The sequence below is a fragment of the Geobacter sp. 60473 genome (genome assembly GCF_036323535.1).
Taxonomy (GTDB): Bacteria; Desulfobacterota; Desulfuromonadia; order Geobacterales; family Geobacteraceae; genus Geobacter; species Geobacter sulfurreducens.
Map to the genome: position 1 here is coordinate 780,493 of NZ_AP028967.1, position 18,898 is coordinate 799,390.

Consider the following 18,898-nt stretch of genomic DNA (forward strand, 5'->3'; position numbering starts at 1 on the left):
CATTCCCCAGTCCCGAGGTTCATAGATGCCCTACGAGCTTTTTATCGGTCTCCGCTATCTGAAGGCCAAGCGGAAGTCGACCTTCATATCGATCATCACCTTTATCTCCACCGCGGGCGTTGCCCTGGGGGTCCTTGCGCTCATCGTCGTTCTGGCGGTGATGACCGGCTTCGAAGAAGATCTCAAGGAAAAGATCCTCGGCACCAATGCCCACATCGTGGTGCTGAAGTCGAGCGGCGGCATTGAGGACTATCACGCCATGATGGAGCGGCTTGGTGCCGTCAAAGGGGTTAAGGCCGTCACCCCATTCATCTACAGTCAGGTGATGCTCTCCTCGGGCGGCAACGTTTCCGGCGTGGTGCTCAGGGGGATCGATCCCGCCACCGATCCCCAGGTCACCAATCTCTCCCGTTCCCTCGTCGACGGCAAGCTGACCGACCTCACTGCTGTTCCGGCCCCTCTGGCCTCGGCCGAGCCGGCCAGACCCGGCATCATCATCGGCAAGGAACTGGCGCGTTCCCTTAATCTGTACGTGGGCGACACCCTGAACGTTATCTCTCCCCTCGGCAACATCACCCCCCTCGGCATGGTTCCCAAGATGAAGCAGTTCCGGGTGGTCGGACTCTTCAACACCGGCATGTTCGAGTACGATTCGACCCTGGCTTACGTGGGGCTCGGCGAGGCCCAGGAGTTTCTTTCGATGGGGAAAGCGGTCACCGGTATCCAGCTCCGGGTGGCCGATGTCTACCACACGGGAGAGATGGTGCGGGAGATCAATCGCGACCTCGGATTCCCTTACTATGCCCGGGATTGGATGCAGATGAACAAAAACATTCTTTTTGCCTTGAAGACCGAAAAGATGGTAATGTTCATCATTCTGACCCTGATCGTCCTGGTGGCCGCTTTCGGCATCGCCTCGACCCTCTTCATGGTGGTCATGGAGAAGACCAAGGACATTGCCATCCTCAAATCCATGGGGGCGACAGGGCGGAGCATCATGAAGATTTTCGTTCTCGAAGGGCTCATCATCGGCATCTCCGGGACGGCCATCGGCGTTGTCGGCGGACTTCTTGTGGCGCTGAACCTGGAGCCCATCGTCGGAGTCATCCAGCGGGTCACCGGTTTCGAGTTGTTCAGCAAGGACGTTTACTACCTGGATCATTTTCCGTCCCAGGTCGTGCCGTCTGACGTACTGCTCATCTCGGTGACGGCCGTGATTATCTCACTGGTGGCGACCCTCTACCCGTCCTGGCAGGCATCGCGCCTCCCCCCGGCCGAGGCGTTGCGCTATGAGTAACATCATCGAGGTTGTGGACCTCTGCAAGATCTACGGCGCCGGGGACACCCGCGTCGATGTGCTCAGGGGGGTCAATCTGGCGGTTGCCGAAGGGGAAACCATTGCCCTGGTGGGGGCCTCAGGGGCCGGCAAGAGCACCCTCCTCCATCTTATGGGGACCTTGGACCGCCCTTCGTCAGGGTCGGTGCTGTTCGGCGGCGAAGATGTCTTCCGGAAAAGCGACATGGACCTGGCCGCCTTCCGCAACCGCTCCATCGGCTTTGTGTTTCAGTTTCATCATCTTCTGCCGGAGTTCACGGCAGAAGAAAACGTCATGATGCCGGCCCTGATCGGCGGCATGAAGCGATCCGCGGCGCTTGGCCCGGCCCGGGAGCTGCTTTCGGAGGTCGGCCTTGCCCACCGGCTCACCCACAAACCGGGGGAGCTGTCCGGCGGGGAGCAGCAGCGGGTGGCCATCGCGCGGGCTCTGGTCCTGTCGCCCCGGCTCCTGCTGGCCGATGAGCCGACCGGCAACCTGGACATGAAGACCAGCGACGAGGTTCATGAAACGCTCTCCGAAATCAACCGGAAACGGGGCCTGACCCTGGTGGTCGTGACCCACAACGAGCGGCTCGCTTCCCGCATGGGTCGGACTGTCCGGCTGGTGGACGGCCGCATCGAAGTGTAGCACTCTTTGTCTCAACAGGCAGCACGTAGGGCAGCGCAGTTAAAATCCACATTTCCGGGGTAGCGGTGCGACGGCTACAAGCGACTTCACTAGGAATCATTGCCGCAGTGGTGCTGAACGTTCAGGGTGTTCGGGCCGAGGGTGAAAAAATCGTCGATGTCCGGGTCAAGGGGAACCGGCGGGTCGAGACCGCTGCCATAACCAACGCCCTTTCTCTCAAGACAGGCGATCTGCTCTACGCCGAAAAGGTGGACGCCGATGTGCGGGCTGTTTACAAGCTCGGGCAGTTCATCGACGTGCGGGCAGAGACCGAGCAGGGCGAGGGCGGAGCAGTCCTGGTCTATACCGTGCAGGAAAAGCCCATTATCCGCGAAGTCAGGATCGAGGGTAACAAGGAGCTTTCCACCGACAAGGTGCGGGACGCCCTGGGACTCAAGGCGAACACCATCTTTTCCCAGAAGGAGTTGACCCTGGCTGGCAAGCGGGTCAAGAAACTCTACGGGGACGAGGGCTATTACCTGGCCGAGGTCACCACCCGGAGCGAGAAACGTTCCGACACCGACGTGCGGGTGATTGTCTCAGTGGCCGAAGGGGAAAAGGTCCTGATCAAGTCGATCCGCTTCGAGGGAAACAAGGCCTTCAACGCAAGCAAGCTCCGCGGGGTCATGGAGACCAAGGAGAAGTGGTTCCTGTCCTGGCTTACCGGTGCCGGCACCTACAAAGACGAAGTGGTGAAAAACGATGCGAACCTCATCGCCGATCTCTACTTCAACAACGGCTACGTCAACGTCAAGGTCGGAGAGCCCCAGGTGGTGCTCAACGAGGACAAAAGCGGCCTTATCGTGACCATCGGCATCACCGAGGGGGATCAGTTCAGGACCGGAGCCATCGGCTACAAGGGGGATCTGCTGGAGAAGGAGGAGGACCTCACCAAGGTGCTCAGGCTCAAGTCGGGGGATATCTTCAGTCGGGCGAATCTCCGCACCGACGTTATGACGCTCACCGATCTCTACGCGGACAAGGGATTTGCCTTTGTCAACGTGACGCCGCTCACCAAGGTGAACCCGGAGACGAAGACCGTTGACCTGACCTTCGAGTTCGAGAAGGGGGACAAGGTCTTCTTCGATCGCATCAACGTCAGCGGTAACACCAAAACCCGCGACAAGGTCATTCGCCGCGAGCTGAAAGTGGCCGAGGGCGAAACCTACAGCAGCACCGGCCTCAAGCAGAGCAAGCAGCGCCTCATGAACCTCGGTTTCTTTGAGGAAGCGGCAATCTCCACGGTCAAGGGGAGCTCCGAGAACAAGCTGGACGTGAACATCGAGGTGAAGGAAAAGCCCACCGGAACCTTCAGCATCGGTGCCGGCTACAGTTCCCTGGACGGCCTTATCGGCCAGGGCTCCGTTTCCCAGGGCAACTTCCTCGGGCTGGGCCTCAGGGCCAACCTGGCCGCCTCCATCGGCGGCAAATCGTCCACGTTCAACCTGGGTCTCACTGACCCCTATTTCCTCGATACCCGCTGGACTTTGGGGGGCGATCTTTACCGGACCGAGCGCGACTACCTCGACTTTACCCGCCGGGCAACGGGCGGCGACATCAAGGCGGGGTACCCCCTGAGCGATACCTTGAGAACCCTCTGGGTCTACAAGTATGAGCAGAAGGAAATCTTCGACATCTCACCGGCCCTGCGGGTCGTGCCCGAGACCAACTCCACTACCAGCTCCATCTATGTGAGCCTGACCAGGGACACCACCGACTACCGTCTCGACCCCACGCGCGGCATGGTCAACAATCTCTCGGTCGAGTTTGCCGGGCTCGGCGGCACAAACCGGTTTCTCCGCTACTATGGCGACACCTCGGTCTTTTTCCCGACCGGCTTCGGGACAGTGCTGAGCCTGCGGGGCACCCTCGGCTACATCCAGGGGCTCGGCGGCAAGGACATTTCCATCGACGAGCGGTTCTTCGCCGGCGGCATCAATACTCTGCGGGGATTTGAGGGCCGCAGCGTGAGCCCGTCCATTATCACCTATGTGCCGACCACCGACCCGCTGACCGGCCTCCCCACGACAAACCCCGAACGGGCATTTGTCGGCGGTGACAAGGAGGCGATCCTGAACGTGGAATACACGATTCCGCTCCTCAAGGATGCGGGCCTCAAAGGGGTCATCTTCTTTGATGCGGGTAACGTGTACGGCGAGAACCAGGATATGTTCTCCAGTGTCCTGATGAGTTACGGTGCCGGTATCCGGTGGGTATCCCCCATGGGGCCGCTGCGGCTTGAGTACGGCATTCCGCTCAACCCCCGCGACGGCATTGACAAGTCAAGCGGGCGTTTCGAATTTTCAATCGGGAGCTTTTTCTAGAACCTGCGGGCTTCAGAGCACCAGCTAAAGGAGAAACAATGAAAAGGATCATTGCAGCCACCGTCGTTACGTTGTCACTCATGGCCGCCTCCGCTTTCGGAGCGGAAGGGGGCAAGCTCGGCTTTATCGACATGCAGAAGGCTCTCAACCTCTCCGAAGCGGGCAAGGAGGCCAAGGAGCAGCTTGCGGCAAAGGTGAAGAAGTACCAGGACGAAATCAACCTCAAGCAGGATGAGCTCAAAAAGCTGAAGGACGACCTGGAGAAGCAGAGCGTGCTCCTCTCTGATTCGGCGCGCAGCGCCAAGGAGAAGGACTACCAGCAGAAGCTCAAGGAGTTCCAGCGGTTCACCAAGGATGCCCAGGACGAGCTCCAGGCCAAGGACGAGGAGTTCACCAAGCGGATTATCGAGGAGCTGGAGCGGGTCATTCAGGACTTCGGCCGCAAGAGCGGCTACACGATCATCTTCGTGAAGAACGAAAGCATGATCTTTGCCGACGATAAAGCCGACCTGACCGAGGACGTTCTGAAAATTTTCAACGCCTCCCGGAAGAAATAAGATGACCGTGAGCAAGACGCTACAGGAACTGGCTGACTACCTGGGTGGAACGCTGGTCGGCGACGGCTCCCGCCAGGTCGTCGGCGTGGCGAGCCTCGATGACGCCACCGACAGCCAGATCACGTTTCTCGCCAATCCCCGCTATGCGCCAAAGGTTGCCTCCACCAGGGCCGGGGCGGTCATTCTGCCGCCCGGCGCCGAACGGCACGGCCATAACGCCATCGTGGTCCCGAATCCCTATCTGGCGTTCGCCCGGCTGCTGACTCTCTTCTACGTGGCTCCCCGCGCGGCCCGAGGAGTGATGGAGGGAGCCCATGTCGGCCGGAACGTGAAAATCGGCTCGGAGATAACGATCCACCCGGGTGCGGTGGTCGGCGATAATGTGACCATCGGCGACCGGGTGACGCTCCATCCGGGAGTGGTGCTCTACGAGGGGGTCACTGTCGGCGATGAGGTCACGCTCCATGCCAACGTCACGGTCTATCAGGGGTGCCGCATCGGCAACCGGGTAACAATCCACGGGGGGACCATCATCGGTTCCGACGGCTTCGGCTATGCGCCCGACGGCGAGGGCTGGTACAAGATCCCCCAGCTGGGCAACGTGGTGATCGAGGATGACGTGGAAATCGGTGCCAACGTCGCCATCGACCGTGCCGCCCTTGCTTCCACCGTTATCGGCAAAGGGACCAAGATCGACAACCTCGTCATGATCGCCCACAACTGCGTCATCGGCGAGAACTGCATGATCGTCTCCCAGGTGGGCATTTCGGGGAGCACCAAGCTCGGCAGGCGGGTTACGCTCGGCGGGCAGGTTGGTGTGGCCGGGCACCTTGAGATCGGCGATAATGTCATGGTTGGCGCCAAGTCGGGTGTCCCGGGTAACGTTCCGTCGGGAACCATCGTGAGCGGTATCCCCGCCTTCGACCACCGGGAGTGGCTCCGTGCCTCGGCGGTTGTGCCGAAACTCCCTGAAATGAAGCGGACTGTGGCCGCCCTGGAAAAACGGCTCCGCGAGCTTGAGGAGAAGCTGGAATCCGCAGGCTAGCCGGCTCCGCACCGGTTTGTTTCGCAATTTTCGGTCGTGTAATCGAGAAAACGCGACTGTCCTCCGGGCGGTCCGTTTTTCTCTTTTAAGGAGCGTAACCATGGAAACAGTCTTTGATATCAACGAAATCATGAAGATTCTTCCCCACCGCTACCCCTTCCTCCTGGTGGATCGGATCGTGGAGTACGTTGCCGGCGAGCGGATCGTGGGGATCAAGAACGTCAGCATCAACGAGTCGTTTTTCCAAGGGCACTTTCCGGGACATCCGGTGATGCCGGGAGTCCTGATCGTTGAGGCCATGGCCCAGGTGGGTGGAATCTACGCCTATGTGACCTTGGGTGACGAGGTGCGTGACAAGGTCTGCTACTTTGCCTCCATCGACAACGTCAAGTTCCGCAAGCCGGTGGTGCCGGGAGACCAGCTGCGGATCGAAGTAACGATCTCCGGTTGCAAGCGGGGCATCTGGTGTTTCAGTGCCAGGGCCACCGTAAACGGCAAGCTGGTCACCGAGGCAGAGCTCAAGGCGACCTTTGCCGACAAGGAAAAACTCTAAATGATTCATCCTACGGCAATCGTGCATCCCGGGGCGGAAATCGCCGAGGGTGTAGAAATCGGCCCCTATGTCATTATCGGGGAGCACGTTCGTATCGGACGGGGCACAACCGTTGGACCCCACACCGTCATCGACGGCTGGACCGAGATCGGCGAGGATAACCGGATCTTCAATATGGCCTCGGTGGGGGGCATCCCCCAGGACATGAAATACCGGGGAGAGGAAACCTGGCTGCGGATCGGCAACCGTAACGTCATTCGCGAGTTCACGACGCTCCAGCCGGGGACGGTCACCGGCATCGGCGAAACGGTAATCGGTGACGACAACCTGTTCATGGCCTACTGTCATGCGGCCCATGACTGTGTGATCGGCAATCGGGTAATCATGGCCAACGGATCGACACTGGCCGGCCATGTGGTTGTCGAGGATTTCGCCATCCTCGGCGGGCTTTCGGCGGTTCATCAGTTCGTCAGGGTGGGCGAGAGCGCCATGCTCTCCGGAGGAGCCATGGTTGTGCAGGATGTGCTGCCGTTCACCATCGCCAGCGGCAACCGGGCGATTTCTTCCGGTCTCAACACGGTGGGGCTCCGGCGGCGCGGCTTCTCCGAGGAGCTCGTTGGCCGGATCAAAAAAGCCTACCGGCTCGTGATCCGGTCCGGCCTCAAGCTGGAGGAGGCGTTGCGCCGCATCCGCGAGGAAATCCCTCCCTCGCAGGAGATCGATCACTTTGTTACTTTTGCCGAGAAATCGGAAAGGGGACTCTGCAGATGACGGACAAACTACGGACAGCGGTTATCGGCGTCGGCTACCTGGGACAGTTTCACGCGGAAAAGTATGCCCAGCTTCCTGATTCCGAGCTGGTGGCGGTGGTGGACACCGACATGAACCGGGCCGCCGAGGTGGCGGCCAAGGTCGGTGCCAGCCCCTGCACCGATTACCGTGAGCTGTTGGACCGGGTCGACGCCGTGAGCATTGTGGTGCCGACCCAGTACCATTTCGAGGTGGCGCGGGCATTTCTGGACCGTGGTGTCCACGTGCTGCTGGAAAAACCGATTACCACCACCATCGAGGAAGCGGATGAGCTGATCCGCATTGCCGATGAGCGGAAGGCGGTGTTCCAGGTGGGGCACCTTGAGCGCTTCAATCCGGTGGTCATGGCCCTTGACGAGCTGCTGACCGGGCCGCGCTTCATCGAATCGCTCCGGATCGCGCCGTTCAAGCCCCGGGGCACCGATGTGAACGTGGTGCTCGACCTCATGATCCACGACATCGACATCATCCAGCACATCATCGATTCGCCCGTGAAGCAGGTCAATTCCATCGGCGCGCCGGTCTTCACCGACGAGGAAGACATTGCCAATGCCCGGATCCAGTTCGAGAACGGCTGTGTGGCCAACGTCACCGCCAGCCGGATCAGCTTGAAGAGCGAGCGCAAGATGCGGATCTTCCAGGCCGACTCCTACATCACGGTCGACTTCCAGAATAAATCCCTGGCAGTCTTCCGCAAGGGGAGCGGCGAGATGTTCCCCGGCGTGCCCAATGTGGCCATGGACCAGAAGACGTTCGAGCAGGGCGATGCCCTGAAGAGCGAGATCGCCTCGTTCCTGGAGTGCATCAGGACCGGGGCGACCCCGGTGGTGAGCGGCCGGGACGGCAAGCGGGCGCTGGAGACGGCGCTCATGATCACGAAACAACTGTAGACGCATTGAAGCGTTAACGGATTGATACGTTTGATCTGATGGTCAAGCACCACGTCCGCGTTTCAATGCGTATCCAAGGAGGAAGACAATGATTCCAATGGTAGACCTCAAGGTCCAGTACCTGAAACTTAAAGACGAGATCGACCGGGGCATTCTGGAAGCCCTGGAGAAGACCCAGTTCATCCTTGGTCCCAACGTGAGCGCCTTCGAGGAGGAGGCTGCGGCGTACCTGGGCGTGAAGCACGCCATCGGGGTAGCCTCCGGCACCGACGCCCTTCACCTTGCTCTGGCCGCAGCCGGCATCAAGGAGGGTGACGAGGTGATCACCTCCCCCTTCACCTTCATCGCCACGGCCGAGGCCATCCGCTACGTGGGGGCGACGCCGGTCTTCGTCGACATTGACCCGCGCACCTACAATATCGATCCGGCAGCCATCGAGGCAGCCATCACCCCCAGGACCCGCGCAGTGCTGCCGGTCCACCTGTTCGGCCAGCCCGCCGATATGGGGGCCATCGAGGCGATCTGCGCCAAACACGGTCTCCTTCTGGTCGAGGATTGCGCCCAGTCCTTCGGCGCCGCCGCGGCCGGCCGGATGACCGGTTCCATCGGCGCTCTGGGGGCCTTCAGCTTCTTCCCCAGCAAGAACCTTGGGTGCTACGGCGACGGTGGCCTCGTGACCACCTCCTGCCCCGAGACGGCCGAAATGGTCAAGGTGCTCCGCAACCACGGCAGCAAGGTCCGCTACCACCATTCGGTTATCGGCTACAACAGCCGCCTCGACGAGATTCAGGCCGTGATCCTGCGGGCCAAGCTCAAGCATATCGACGAGTACAACCAGGGACGGCGCCGGGTAGCTCACCTCTACTCGGAACTGCTGGCCGGCACCGGCATCGTCACCCCTTATGAGGACGGCAAGGGCGTTCACGTTTATCACCAGTACACTCTGCTCACCGAGCGGCGCGACGACATTATGAAGGCCCTGACCGGGGCGGGCATCGCCTCCGCCATTTACTATCCCATCCCGCTGCACAAGCAGGATGTCTTTGCCGCACAGTTCGCCGGCCTGACCCTCCCGGTGACGGAGGATGCGGCGGCCCGCTGCATGTCGCTCCCCATCTTCCCCGAGATGACCGAGGAGCAGGTGCGCGAGGTGGTCGGGGTCATCAAGAGCGCGCTCTAGCTGCGACACCTGCCACGACACTGAACACGGAGACGCCCTGCGGGGCGTCTCTGCCATTTTTGACGGATGACAGAAAACACATCACATCGAATCATGATCGTTGCCGGCGAGGCCTCGGGCGACCTCCACGGGGCCGGACTGGTCAGGGAAGCGCTCCGCCGTGACCCGACCCTCTCTTTCTTCGGCATCGGGGGCCCCCGGATGCGGGAGGCCGGGGTGGAAACCCTGGTGGACTCCGCGGAGATGGCAGTGATAGGCATCGTGGAGGTGCTGGCCCACTTCGGGGTGATCTCCCGGGCCTTCATGACGCTCAGGCGGGTCATCGCTGCGAATCCGCCCGATCTCCTGATTCTCATCGACTACCCCGACTTCAACATGCTTCTTGCCCGGGTGGCCCGACGCCACGGCGTCAAGGTGCTTTACTACATCAGTCCACAGGTCTGGGCTTGGCGGACCGGGCGGGTCAAGACAATCGGCCGGCTGGTGGACCGGATGGCTGTGGTGTTTCCCTTTGAGGTTCCCTTTTACGAACGGGCCGGAGTTCCGGTCAGCTTCGTGGGGCATCCGCTGGCGGACCGGGTGCGCCCGACCATGGGGCGTGACGAGGCCCTGGCCTCCTTCGGGCTCGATCCGGGGCGGCGGGTGGTGGGGCTCTTCCCCGGCAGCCGCCGCGGGGAGATTGCCAAGCTCTTCCCGGTAATCCTCGAAAGCGCGCAGTTGTTGCGGGAACGCTATCCCGGCATCCAGTTCATCCTGCCGCTGGCATCGAGCCTCACCGACGGGGACATTGCTCCCCAACTGTCGGCATCGGGCCTTGACGTGACCGTGGCCCGGGACCGGGTGTACGACGTGATGCAGGTCTGTGACGCCATAATTACCGTCTCCGGCACCGTGACCCTGGAGATCGCCCTCATGGGAGTGCCCATGGTGATCATCTACAAGGTGTCCCCACTCACCTACCAGGTGGGTAAGCGGCTCATCCGCGTCGACCACATCGGGATCTGCAACATCGTGGCCGGTACGCGGGTGGTGCCGGAACTGATCCAGGACGAGGCATCGGCCGACCGGATCGCCGCCGAGATCGGACGCTATCTGGATGATTCCGCCTATGCCGAGAAAACCCGCGCCGGGCTTGCCATGGTCAAGGAAAAGCTCGGTACCGGCGGCTGCTCGGAACGGGTAGCAGGAATCGTTCTGGAAATGCTCGGAAAGCAGGTTTAATGGATACCTTCAAGCGCATTCTGCATTACAGCAAGCCCTACTGGTGGCGGATCGTCATCTCCATGGCAGCGTCACTCTGCGTCGGCGGCACCGATGCGGCCATCGCCTGGATGGTGGAGCCGCTGCTGAAGAAGATCTTTTCCGAAAGGGACATGACGATTTTCATCCTCGTCCCGGTGGCCCTGATTATTGTCTTCCTGTTCCGCGGGGTGGCCCGGTTCCTCCAGGGCTACTATGTCCAGACCGCAGGTCAGCTGGCCATCCAGGACATCCGCAACGAGGTGTACCGCAAGCAGATAGGGCTGCCCCTGCGCTACTTCACCGATAATCCCACCGGGACCCTCATGTCCCGGATCATGAGCGACGTGGGGCAGATGCAGCAGGGGGTGGCAAATATCGTCACGAGCCTGTTGCGAGACGGCGTGACCGCCATCGGCCTGCTGGGCGTCATCTTCTACCGCAACTGGCAGCTGGCGCTCATCACGTTTATCGTGCTCCCCCTTACGGCCGTTCCGGCCCAGAAAATCGGCAAGAGGATCAAGAATCTGGCAAAACAGTCCCTGGGCCAGATGGGTGAGATCACGAGTATTCTCCAGGAGACGTTCTCCGGCATCAAGGTGGTCAAGGCATTCCGTCAGGAGAAGAGCGTTGTGGATCGGTTCAGCCGGACCAACCTCGGCCTGTACCGCTACCTGCGCAAGAGCATCAAATACGAATCTCTTCATACGCCCATCATGGAGATCATCACTTCGTTCGGAGTGGCGGGGGTGATCTGGTTCGGCGGCAGCCAGGTCATGGACGGCAAGATGACGGCGCCCGAATTCTTCTCTTTCCTGACCGCCATGGTGATGCTCTACGGCCCGATCAAGAAGGTCCTCAGCGCCTACAATACGGTTCAGCAGGCCATGGGGGCGGCCGAGCGGGTTTTCGAGGTCATCGATCATCCAACGGACATCCAGGACCCGCCCGATCCGGTGGAGCCGGGAACGGTACGCGGCTCCGTGGAACTGCGCAATGTCTCGTTCAGCTATGACGATGAGGAGGTGCTGCGCGACGTATCGTTCACGGCCGGGCGGGGCGAGGTGGTGGCGCTGGTGGGGCCATCGGGCGCCGGGAAGACGACGGTCATGTCGCTCATTCCCCGGTTTTACGATGTGACCGGCGGTGCGGTGCTCATCGACGGGATCGACGTACGGCGCTTGCGGCTGGATGACCTCCTTTGCCAGATCGCCCTGGTGGATCAGGAAACGATCCTGTTCAACGAAACCATCGCCAACAACATAAGGCTCGGCAACTCCGATGCCTCCCTGGAGGAAGTGGAGCGCGCGGCCCGGTCTGCCTTTGCCCACGACTTCATCATGGAGATGCCCGAGGGGTATGACACAAACATCGGCGACCGGGGGGTGCGCCTCTCCGGTGGTCAGCGGCAGCGGCTCTGCATCGCCCGGGCCATTCTCAAGAATGCGCCGATCCTTCTTCTGGACGAGGCAACGAGCGCCCTTGACACCGAAAGCGAGCACATGGTCCAGCAGGCCCTGACCAATCTGATGAAGAACCGGACCACCCTGGTGATTGCCCACCGGCTCTCCACTGTTCTCCATGCGGACCGGATCGTGGTCATCGACAAGGGCGAGGTGGTTGAGGTCGGGACCAACGACGAGTTGTTGGCGCGCGACGGGCTCTACCGCAAGCTCTACGACATGCAGTTCAAGTGAAAGGCCGGGACCGGTCCCGGGTTTGACGGCCGACCGGACGGGGATGGCGTTTCGATGGTCTTTCTTGTGTACGACATACTGCTGCTCCTGCTGTCGCCCGCGATTATCGCCCACCACGCCTGGCGGACAGTGAGCCGGGGGAGGAGTTTCGCCGGGTTCGGCGAGCGGTTCGGGTTCATCGCGCCGGAACGGCTCATGCCCGTTGCGGGCAAGAGACCCATCTGGGTCCACGCGGTTTCGGTGGGTGAAACCATGGCGGTGAAACCCCTGCTGCGTGAGCTGAAACATCGGTATCCCGAGCGGCCCCTCGTGCTATCAACCGTGACCGAAACCGGACGCTCTGTTGCCGAGAAGATCGCCGAGGCGGATCTCGTCGTCTACTTCCCCTTTGATTTCGGCTTTGCCGTGTCTCGCGCACTTCGGCTCGTGTCACCGTCGCTGGTCATTGTCGTGGAGACGGAGATCTGGCCCAATTTCCTGCGCTACGCCCGTCGGATGGCAATCCCCGCCGTCATGGTCAACGGCCGTATCTCGGACCGCTCCTTTCCGCGCTATCTCCGGTTTTCGTGGTTTTTTGCCCCACTCCTGGCCAAGCTGTCCGCCCTCTGCATGCAGAGCGAGGAGGATGCCCGCCGCATCGTGGCTATCGGTGCGCCGGCGCAGCGGGTGTTCGTGACACGCAACCTCAAGTACGATCTCCCCGTAAGAACCCTGAGCCCTGCGGAGCGCGAGGAATTGCACCAGCGTTACCGTCTCCCACCGGACGCCCTCGTCATTACTGCCGGAAGTACCCATGCCGGTGAGGAAGAGGCCGTGGCGGACAGCTATGCCCGCCTTGCCCGGGAGCGGTCCGGGCTGTTCCTGGTGCTCGTGCCCCGGCACCCGGAGCGTGCCGCTGAAGTAGGGACGATGCTGCAGGGCAAAGGGATTCCCCATGTGCGTCGTTCCGCCCTTGATGGGGCGCCTGAACCGGCAGCCGGCGGAGTTCTGCTGGTGGACACCATCGGCGAGCTCATGAACCTCTATGCCCTGTCCGACCTGGTCTTCGTGGGGGGAAGCCTCGTGCCGGTGGGCGGGCACAACCTGTTGGAACCCGCCTCGGTCGGGGCTCCGGTCCTGTTCGGCCCCCACATGCACAATTTTCGGGAGATAACGTCCCTGGTGCTGGCAGCCGATGTGGGTGCGCAGGTTGAGGACCGAGCCGGCTTGGAGGATGCCCTGCGGCGGCTCCTGAACGACGAGCCCCGCCGACTCGCCATGGGTGAGCGCGGCATCCGCCTCATGACAGAGCAGGGGGGGGCCGCCTCCCGCCACCTGGAGATCATCGGGCGCCTGCTTGTCACGGGGAGCGACGAGTGAGTTGTGCGGGGTTCTGGCGAAAACTGGCTTCCGGTGAAGAGCGCGGCGCGGGCGCCCGGCTTCTCGGCGCGGTTCTCGCCATCCCAGCCGCCCCCTATGGGCTGGTGGTCCGGCTCCGGGCCCTGGCCTACGCCAGGGGGCTGTTCACGGTCAGGAACCTGGACCGCCCGGTAATCTCCGTGGGTAACCTGACCGTGGGGGGCACGGGCAAGACCCCCATGGTGGCGTACCTGGCGCGCCGGCTCATGGCGCGGGGCAAGCGGGTTGCGGTCATCTCACGGGGGTACGGCGGGTCGCTGGAAGGCGAAACACGCATCGTTTCCGACGGGCGTACGGTCTTGCTCACCGCTGCCGAGGCGGGTGACGAACCCGTGCATCTGGCAACATCGGTGCCCGGACTTATGACGGTCATCGGCGCGGACCGTTACGCAGCCGGTCTCCTGGCGCTGGAACAGCTCGATCCGGACGTCTTCATTCTGGATGACGGCTACCAGCATCTCCGGCTCCACCGGGACCTGAACATCCTGCTCATGGATTGCAACCGGCCCCTCGGCAACGGCCGGACCTTGCCGGCGGGGCTGCTCCGGGAACCGCGGGCGGCCATCCAGCGGGCCGATCTCGTGGTCTACACCCGCTGCACCGGTGGCGAAGCCCCGGCGGTTCACGGCATGATCCCTTCGTGCCGGGCCGGTCACGCACTGACGGGGGCGGCTCTTCTTCCCGATGGAGAGGTGCAGCCGTTAACAGCCCTGCGCGGGCTCAGAGGGGTTGCCTTTGCCGGAATTGCCGAGCCGGAGGGTTTTTTCGGGGCCCTTCGCAGGGAGGGGCTGGATATCGTGGCGACCATTCCCTTTGCCGATCACGCCTCTTACGGTGAGCGAGAGGTGAACATGCTGCGGGAAGCGGCCGCGGGTGCCGATTATCTGATCACTACCGGCAAGGATGGGGTCAAGCTGTCTGCCCATCTGGCGCGCCTGCTGCCGGTCTACGCCACAGTGCTCGAGATGCGCCCGCTGGATCCCGGTCCCCTTGAAGCGGCCCTGGACAAAGTGCTTTAAAAGGAATTTACGCTATGGCATTATCTGTCGAATTATTCGAAATACTGGCATGTCCCCGCTGCACCGGGGAGGTGAAACCGGTCAATAACGGTTCGGCCCTGGTCTGCGAGGCATGCCGCCTCAGGTTCCCCGTGCGGGACGATATCCCTGTGATGCTCCTCGACGAGGCTGAGCCCATCGGGGACCGGTGAACGGGGCAGGGGACCGGTACACGCTTTGGATATTCAGCAGGAGACAATCAGCAGCATACTCGTCCGGTCCACCAACTGGATCGGCGACGCAGTGATGACCACACCGGCGCTGCGGGCAATTCGCGAGAGCTTCCCGAACGCCCGAGTGACGGTATTGGCCAATCCCTTGGTGGCGCCGCTGTTCACCGTTCACGGGGCCGTGGACGAGGTCATCATCTATGACCGGAAAGGTGTGCATGCCGGCCTGCGAGGCAAACTGCGGCTGGCCCGGGAACTGAGAACCCGGCGGTTCGATCTGGCGATTCTGCTGCAGAATGCCGTTGATGCGGCACTTGTTGCCTGGCTTGCGCGGATTCCCCGGCGCATGGGATACCGGACCGATGGCCGTGGACCGCTTCTGACCCACGGAGTTACGGTTGACGGCGCCACGCGCCTGCTCCATCACGTGGAATACTACCTGGCCATGCTCGCCCGTTTCGGGGTCACCACCCGTGATCGGCATCTTGAACTGGCCACAACGGCCGACGAGGATGCCGCCATGGCAGAACTTTTGGCAGGGCACGGAATCGGGTCTCGCGATGCCCTCCTCGGCATCAACCCCGGCGCCACGTACGGCGCGGCCAAACGGTGGTATCCGGAGCGTTTTGCCGCCGTGGCCGACGAACTGGCCAGCCGTTGGGGTGCCAGGGTTGTGGTGACCGGCGGGCCGGGTGAAGCTGCCATTGCCGCCGATATTGCCGCGGCCATGACCACCCCCTGCGTCGTCATGGCGGGAAAGACATCGGTGCGGGAACTCATGGCGTTCATCAAGCGTTGTGATTTCTTTATCACCAATGATTCTGGCCCCATGCACATTGCGGCGGCCTTCGGCGTCCCGCTGGTGGCCGTGTTCGGTTCCACGGACCATGCGACCACCTCCCCCTGGAGCGAACGGGCCGTGATCGTGCGCCGCGACACCGACTGCGCTCCGTGTCTGTTGCGGGAATGCCCCACCGACCATCGATGCATGACCGCGGTGACGACAGCCGAGGTGGTGGAGGCCGCAGAACGGCTTAGGGCAGGTCGACAAGCACTATCTTCACAGGGAGTATCGTGATGGCCGGACCCAGGCTGTATATCGATGAATTCGTCGGTATCACCAATCGACTCGAAACCCTGCCGCTCGCCTTTGCCATCCAGAAGGAATACGGGCACGAGATCATTCTGGACTGGAGTGAACTGGATTCATTCAGCGTGGCCGGAACCCGCCGGGCAAAGCTCCGCTTCTGGCAGAAGCCGGGGGCTCTCCGGGTTCGCAATTGTGATGCCGCGCAGTTTGCCACCTTTGGCGGCAAGAAGATCATCCTTCGTTCCCTGGACGGACCATCGGACAAGCTGGACCCCATCTATCTGGACGTGGCGTCCCGCGTGAAACTTGCGCCGAACCTGGCTGATGCCATCAGGCGAACCTTCGCGCGGGTCCAAGGAAGACCCGTTGTGGCCGTGCACATCCGCCACGGCGACTACCGGATCGTGGACGAGTCGCGCTACGATCCCCTTGCCTGCGAGTGGCCGGCAGTCCCGCTCTGGTGGTACGAGGCGGTCATGGAGCGGATCGCGCTCAAGCAGAAGGATGTCAGCTTCTTCCTCTCCTGTACAGGGGATCCGGCGACCCACGAGACGCTCCACCGCCGGTTCGACGTGTTCACCCTCGATGTGACGTCACCCTATGACTACAAGGGGCCCGACCATGACTCGCGGGTGAATCCCGTGGCAGACCTCTTTGCCCTGGCCTGCTGCCCAGTGATGCTGGCAACCCCCATGTCGGGTTATTCCCACTGGGCGGCCAACGCCCTCGGCATCCCGGCCGTCTGCATCATTCCCCGGGCGGGAGCCACGCCGGACAACCCCCTTATGGGCTCGCTCAGGCTCTACGGCAAGCGACTGCCGGCCTGGCGGGCCGCCGGCAGGGAGGAGGGGGCGGAACCCATCAGCGATGACTTCGAGGGGATCGACCTGGCCGGCACGGCGGATACCTCGTGGCTGTAACTGATTTTGCGGCAGACAAAGGAGAGATAATGGCGAAGGTTTCCGTTTACATCATAGCCTACAACGAGGAGCAGAAGATCGAGCCGGCCCTGCAGAGCGTCACCTGGGCCGATGAGATCGTGGTGATCGATTCCTTCAGCACCGACCGGACGGCGGAGATCGCCCGGAAGTATACCGACAAAGTCATTCAGGTTCCTTTCGAGGGGTTCGGCAAGCTGCGCAACAGCGCCATAGCCGCCACGTCTCACGAATGGGTCTTCAGCCTCGATACGGACGAGCGTTGCACGGAAGAGGCCAAGAACGAGATCCTCGCCATCATCGCCGGCCCCGATGCGCTGGATGCCTACTACGTGCCGCGCCGCAACATCTTCATGGGGCGCTGGGTCAAGCATTCCGGCTGGTACCCCGACTACCGCCAGCCCCAGCTTTTCCGCCGCGGCGCACAGGTGTTCACGGACGAGGTGGTACATGAGTCGTTTACCACCATCGGCCGGGTCGGCCACATGAAGAATGCCATCTGGCAGATTCCGTTCCGCAACTTCGAGCAGATGATTTCCAAGATCGACCGCTATTCCACCCTGGGCGCGGCCAAGATGACCGCCAAGGGGGTACGCCCCGGCATGGGCAAGGCGCTCTTTCACGCACTGTTCGCATTTTTCCGGATGTATATCCTGCGGCTCGGCATCTTCGACGGCTGGGCCGGGTTCGTCATCGCCCTCTATACCTTCGAGGGGACGTTCTACCGCTACGCCAAGCAGGTTGAAGCGGCGCGCGGCTGGGTCATGACCCGGCCGGAAGAACTCGAACGGTAAATTCCACGGCCCGCTGAGATGATTTCCATGGACAGGAACACCGGCACCGGCACCGGCAGCAGACTGACCGTCCTTTTCGCGGAGTCGTCCAAAAATTTTGGCGGCCAAGAGCGGCGCATTGTCCACGAGGCGCGGCTGTTGAGGGATGCCGGGCACTGTCCCCTCATCCTCTGCCCTCCCGATGCGTTGCTCTGTGCGCGGGCGCAGGAGGCAGGCCTCGTGGTAGTCGGCGTGCCCATGCGCAACGCGGTGCACCCGGCAGCCATCAGCTCGTTCTGTACCGTTATCCGCCGCGAGGGGGTTGATGTTATCTATTCCCACTCGGCAAAGGATTCATGGCTCGGCGGAATCGCTTCCCTTCTCACCGGAGTTCCGCTGGTCCGCAGTCGTGAACTCCTGAACCCCATCAAGCGGGCCATCTCCTACAACCTGTTGCCGAAACGGGTGCTTGCCTGCAGTAATGCCGTGCGGGAGCACCTGGTTGCCGCCGGCGTCGACTCCCGCAAGATTCGCGTGCAGTATCCACCCGTGGCCACGGCCCGATTTGCCTCGGTCATCGACGAGGAGCGGCTGAATACCAGGCGCGAACTGGGACTTGACGGTCACTTTCCCGTTATTGCCTGTGTGGCAGGGTTCCGTGGTGAGAAGCGCCAGGAAGACCTGATCCGGGCCATGGCGCTGATCCGCCGCCCTTTCCCGACGGCGCGGCTCGTTCTTGCCGGGAGCGGCTGGTATGTGGCCAACCTGCGGGGCTTCGCCGAGGAGGCCGGGGTGGCGGACCTGGTGGATTGCCCCGGCGAGCGTGAGGATGTGCCGGCGTTGCTGGCGAACACCGACGTGTTCGTACTCCCTTCCTCCATGGAGCCCTTCGGTATGTCGCCGGTGGAGGCTATGGCCGCCGGTGTGCCCGTGGTGGTGACCCGCACCGGGGGGCTCGCCGAGATCGTAACGGACGGTGTGGACGGTATTCAGGTGCCCGTGGGCGACCCCCCGGCAATTGCTGACGCAATCATAAGGATCTGCAACGACAGGCAGCTCCGGGACCGGCTCGCGGCTGCCGGCCTGCGGCGAGCCTCCGACTTTGATGAAGCACGGGCAATCGAGGCACTTCTCGGCCATTTCAACGACGTCATCGCCCGAAGGATCTGAACA

Annotated in this window: 18 protein-coding genes; all 18 read left to right on the plus strand. The window is 62.1% G+C overall.

What is annotated here, in order from left to right:
* The first annotated feature begins 25 nt into the window (after window positions 1–25).
* The 18 genes from AABA48_RS03480 to AABA48_RS03565 all read left to right on the plus strand — a co-directional run bounded on the left by AABA48_RS03480 (window position 26) and on the right by AABA48_RS03565 (window position 18,895).
* Window positions 26–1,297, plus strand: a complete 1,272-nt coding sequence (locus AABA48_RS03480) for a lipoprotein-releasing ABC transporter permease subunit (RefSeq protein WP_286352129.1) — start codon at window positions 26–28, stop codon at window positions 1,295–1,297.
* Window positions 1,290–1,964 (plus strand): ABC transporter ATP-binding protein, encoded by a 675-nt coding sequence (locus AABA48_RS03485; RefSeq protein ID WP_338271116.1) that lies wholly within the window; start codon window positions 1,290–1,292, stop codon window positions 1,962–1,964. The genes AABA48_RS03480 and AABA48_RS03485 overlap by 8 nt, the downstream gene beginning before the upstream one ends.
* Before the next feature lie 65 nt (window positions 1,965–2,029).
* On the plus strand, window positions 2,030–4,327 hold the full coding sequence (gene bamA, locus AABA48_RS03490) for an outer membrane protein assembly factor BamA (RefSeq protein WP_338271117.1): 2,298 nt from the start codon (window positions 2,030–2,032) through the stop codon (window positions 4,325–4,327).
* Between the two features lie 38 nt (window positions 4,328–4,365).
* The gene (locus AABA48_RS03495) at window positions 4,366–4,884 is read left to right on the plus strand and encodes an OmpH family outer membrane protein (RefSeq protein WP_119333051.1); all 519 of its coding nucleotides are present in this window, start codon (window positions 4,366–4,368) and stop codon (window positions 4,882–4,884) included.
* A 1-nt stretch (window position 4,885) separates the two neighbouring features.
* Window positions 4,886–5,929 carry a UDP-3-O-(3-hydroxymyristoyl)glucosamine N-acyltransferase gene (gene lpxD / locus AABA48_RS03500; RefSeq protein WP_286352132.1) on the plus strand — a complete coding sequence of 348 codons (1,044 nt, stop codon included), beginning with the start codon at window positions 4,886–4,888 and terminating at the stop codon, window positions 5,927–5,929.
* Between the two features lie 100 nt (window positions 5,930–6,029).
* Window positions 6,030–6,482 (plus strand): 3-hydroxyacyl-ACP dehydratase FabZ, encoded by a 453-nt coding sequence (gene fabZ, locus AABA48_RS03505; RefSeq protein ID WP_286352133.1) that lies wholly within the window; start codon window positions 6,030–6,032, stop codon window positions 6,480–6,482.
* On the plus strand, window positions 6,483–7,253 hold the full coding sequence (lpxA, locus tag AABA48_RS03510) for an acyl-ACP--UDP-N-acetylglucosamine O-acyltransferase (protein ID WP_286352134.1): 771 nt from the start codon (window positions 6,483–6,485) through the stop codon (window positions 7,251–7,253).
* The gene (locus AABA48_RS03515; protein ID WP_286352135.1) at window positions 7,250–8,182 is read left to right on the plus strand and encodes a Gfo/Idh/MocA family protein; all 933 of its coding nucleotides are present in this window, start codon (window positions 7,250–7,252) and stop codon (window positions 8,180–8,182) included. The genes lpxA and AABA48_RS03515 overlap by 4 nt, the downstream gene beginning before the upstream one ends.
* Window positions 8,183–8,270: 88 nt before the next feature.
* Complete coding sequence (locus tag AABA48_RS03520) at window positions 8,271–9,362, plus strand: DegT/DnrJ/EryC1/StrS family aminotransferase (protein ID WP_324311168.1); 1,092 nt, start codon at window positions 8,271–8,273, stop codon at window positions 9,360–9,362.
* 66 nt (window positions 9,363–9,428) lie between these two features.
* Entirely contained in the window at window positions 9,429–10,583 is a 1,155-nt protein-coding gene (gene lpxB / locus AABA48_RS03525) for a lipid-A-disaccharide synthase (protein WP_286352137.1), read from the plus strand.
* On the plus strand, window positions 10,583–12,298 hold the full coding sequence (msbA, locus tag AABA48_RS03530; protein ID WP_286352138.1) for a lipid A export permease/ATP-binding protein MsbA: 1,716 nt from the start codon (window positions 10,583–10,585) through the stop codon (window positions 12,296–12,298). Before lpxB ends, msbA begins: the two co-directional genes overlap by 1 nt.
* A 54-nt stretch (window positions 12,299–12,352) precedes the next feature.
* On the plus strand, window positions 12,353–13,657 hold the full coding sequence (locus AABA48_RS03535) for a 3-deoxy-D-manno-octulosonic acid transferase (RefSeq protein WP_286352139.1): 1,305 nt from the start codon (window positions 12,353–12,355) through the stop codon (window positions 13,655–13,657).
* The gene (lpxK, locus tag AABA48_RS03540; protein WP_286352140.1) at window positions 13,654–14,715 is read left to right on the plus strand and encodes a tetraacyldisaccharide 4'-kinase; all 1,062 of its coding nucleotides are present in this window, start codon (window positions 13,654–13,656) and stop codon (window positions 14,713–14,715) included. Before AABA48_RS03535 ends, lpxK begins: the two co-directional genes overlap by 4 nt.
* Before the next feature lie 14 nt (window positions 14,716–14,729).
* Window positions 14,730–14,906: a Trm112 family protein gene (locus tag AABA48_RS03545; protein WP_286352141.1), complete on the plus strand. Its 177-nt coding sequence runs from the start codon at window positions 14,730–14,732 to the stop codon at window positions 14,904–14,906.
* Between the two features lie 25 nt (window positions 14,907–14,931).
* Window positions 14,932–16,002, plus strand: a complete 1,071-nt coding sequence (gene waaF, locus AABA48_RS03550; RefSeq protein ID WP_286352142.1) for a lipopolysaccharide heptosyltransferase II — start codon at window positions 14,932–14,934, stop codon at window positions 16,000–16,002.
* Window positions 16,002–16,934 (plus strand): hypothetical protein, encoded by a 933-nt coding sequence (locus AABA48_RS03555; RefSeq protein ID WP_286352143.1) that lies wholly within the window; start codon window positions 16,002–16,004, stop codon window positions 16,932–16,934. Before waaF ends, AABA48_RS03555 begins: the two co-directional genes overlap by 1 nt.
* 29 nt (window positions 16,935–16,963) lie before the next feature.
* On the plus strand, window positions 16,964–17,746 hold the full coding sequence (locus AABA48_RS03560; RefSeq protein ID WP_286352144.1) for a glycosyltransferase family 2 protein: 783 nt from the start codon (window positions 16,964–16,966) through the stop codon (window positions 17,744–17,746).
* A gap of 27 nt (window positions 17,747–17,773) precedes the next feature.
* Window positions 17,774–18,895: a glycosyltransferase family 4 protein gene (locus AABA48_RS03565; RefSeq protein ID WP_286352145.1), complete on the plus strand. Its 1,122-nt coding sequence runs from the start codon at window positions 17,774–17,776 to the stop codon at window positions 18,893–18,895.
* Window positions 18,896–18,898 lie beyond the last annotated feature (3 nt).

Bases quoted from the DNA above. Each gene is read 5' to 3' on its own strand.
- AABA48_RS03565 (WP_286352145.1), top strand. From the start codon at position 17,774: ATGGACAGGAACACCGGCACCGGCACCGGCAGCAGACTGACCGTCCTT.
- lpxD (WP_286352132.1), top strand. From the start codon at position 4,886: ATGACCGTGAGCAAGACGCTACAGGAACTGGCTGACTACCTGGGTGGA.
- AABA48_RS03495 (WP_119333051.1), top strand. From the start codon at position 4,366: ATGAAAAGGATCATTGCAGCCACCGTCGTTACGTTGTCACTCATGGCC.
- AABA48_RS03485 (WP_338271116.1), top strand. From the start codon at position 1,290: ATGAGTAACATCATCGAGGTTGTGGACCTCTGCAAGATCTACGGCGCC.
- AABA48_RS03535 (WP_286352139.1), top strand. From the start codon at position 12,353: ATGGTCTTTCTTGTGTACGACATACTGCTGCTCCTGCTGTCGCCCGCG.
- AABA48_RS03560 (WP_286352144.1), top strand. From the start codon at position 16,964: ATGGCGAAGGTTTCCGTTTACATCATAGCCTACAACGAGGAGCAGAAG.
- AABA48_RS03545 (WP_286352141.1), top strand. From the start codon at position 14,730: ATGGCATTATCTGTCGAATTATTCGAAATACTGGCATGTCCCCGCTGC.
- AABA48_RS03520 (WP_324311168.1), top strand. From the start codon at position 8,271: ATGATTCCAATGGTAGACCTCAAGGTCCAGTACCTGAAACTTAAAGAC.
- AABA48_RS03555 (WP_286352143.1), top strand. From the start codon at position 16,002: ATGGCCGGACCCAGGCTGTATATCGATGAATTCGTCGGTATCACCAAT.
- fabZ (WP_286352133.1), top strand. From the start codon at position 6,030: ATGGAAACAGTCTTTGATATCAACGAAATCATGAAGATTCTTCCCCAC.
- lpxA (WP_286352134.1), top strand. From the start codon at position 6,483: ATGATTCATCCTACGGCAATCGTGCATCCCGGGGCGGAAATCGCCGAG.
- lpxB (WP_286352137.1), top strand. From the start codon at position 9,429: ATGACAGAAAACACATCACATCGAATCATGATCGTTGCCGGCGAGGCC.
- AABA48_RS03480 (WP_286352129.1), top strand. From the start codon at position 26: ATGCCCTACGAGCTTTTTATCGGTCTCCGCTATCTGAAGGCCAAGCGG.
- msbA (WP_286352138.1), top strand. From the start codon at position 10,583: ATGGATACCTTCAAGCGCATTCTGCATTACAGCAAGCCCTACTGGTGG.
- AABA48_RS03515 (WP_286352135.1), top strand. From the start codon at position 7,250: ATGACGGACAAACTACGGACAGCGGTTATCGGCGTCGGCTACCTGGGA.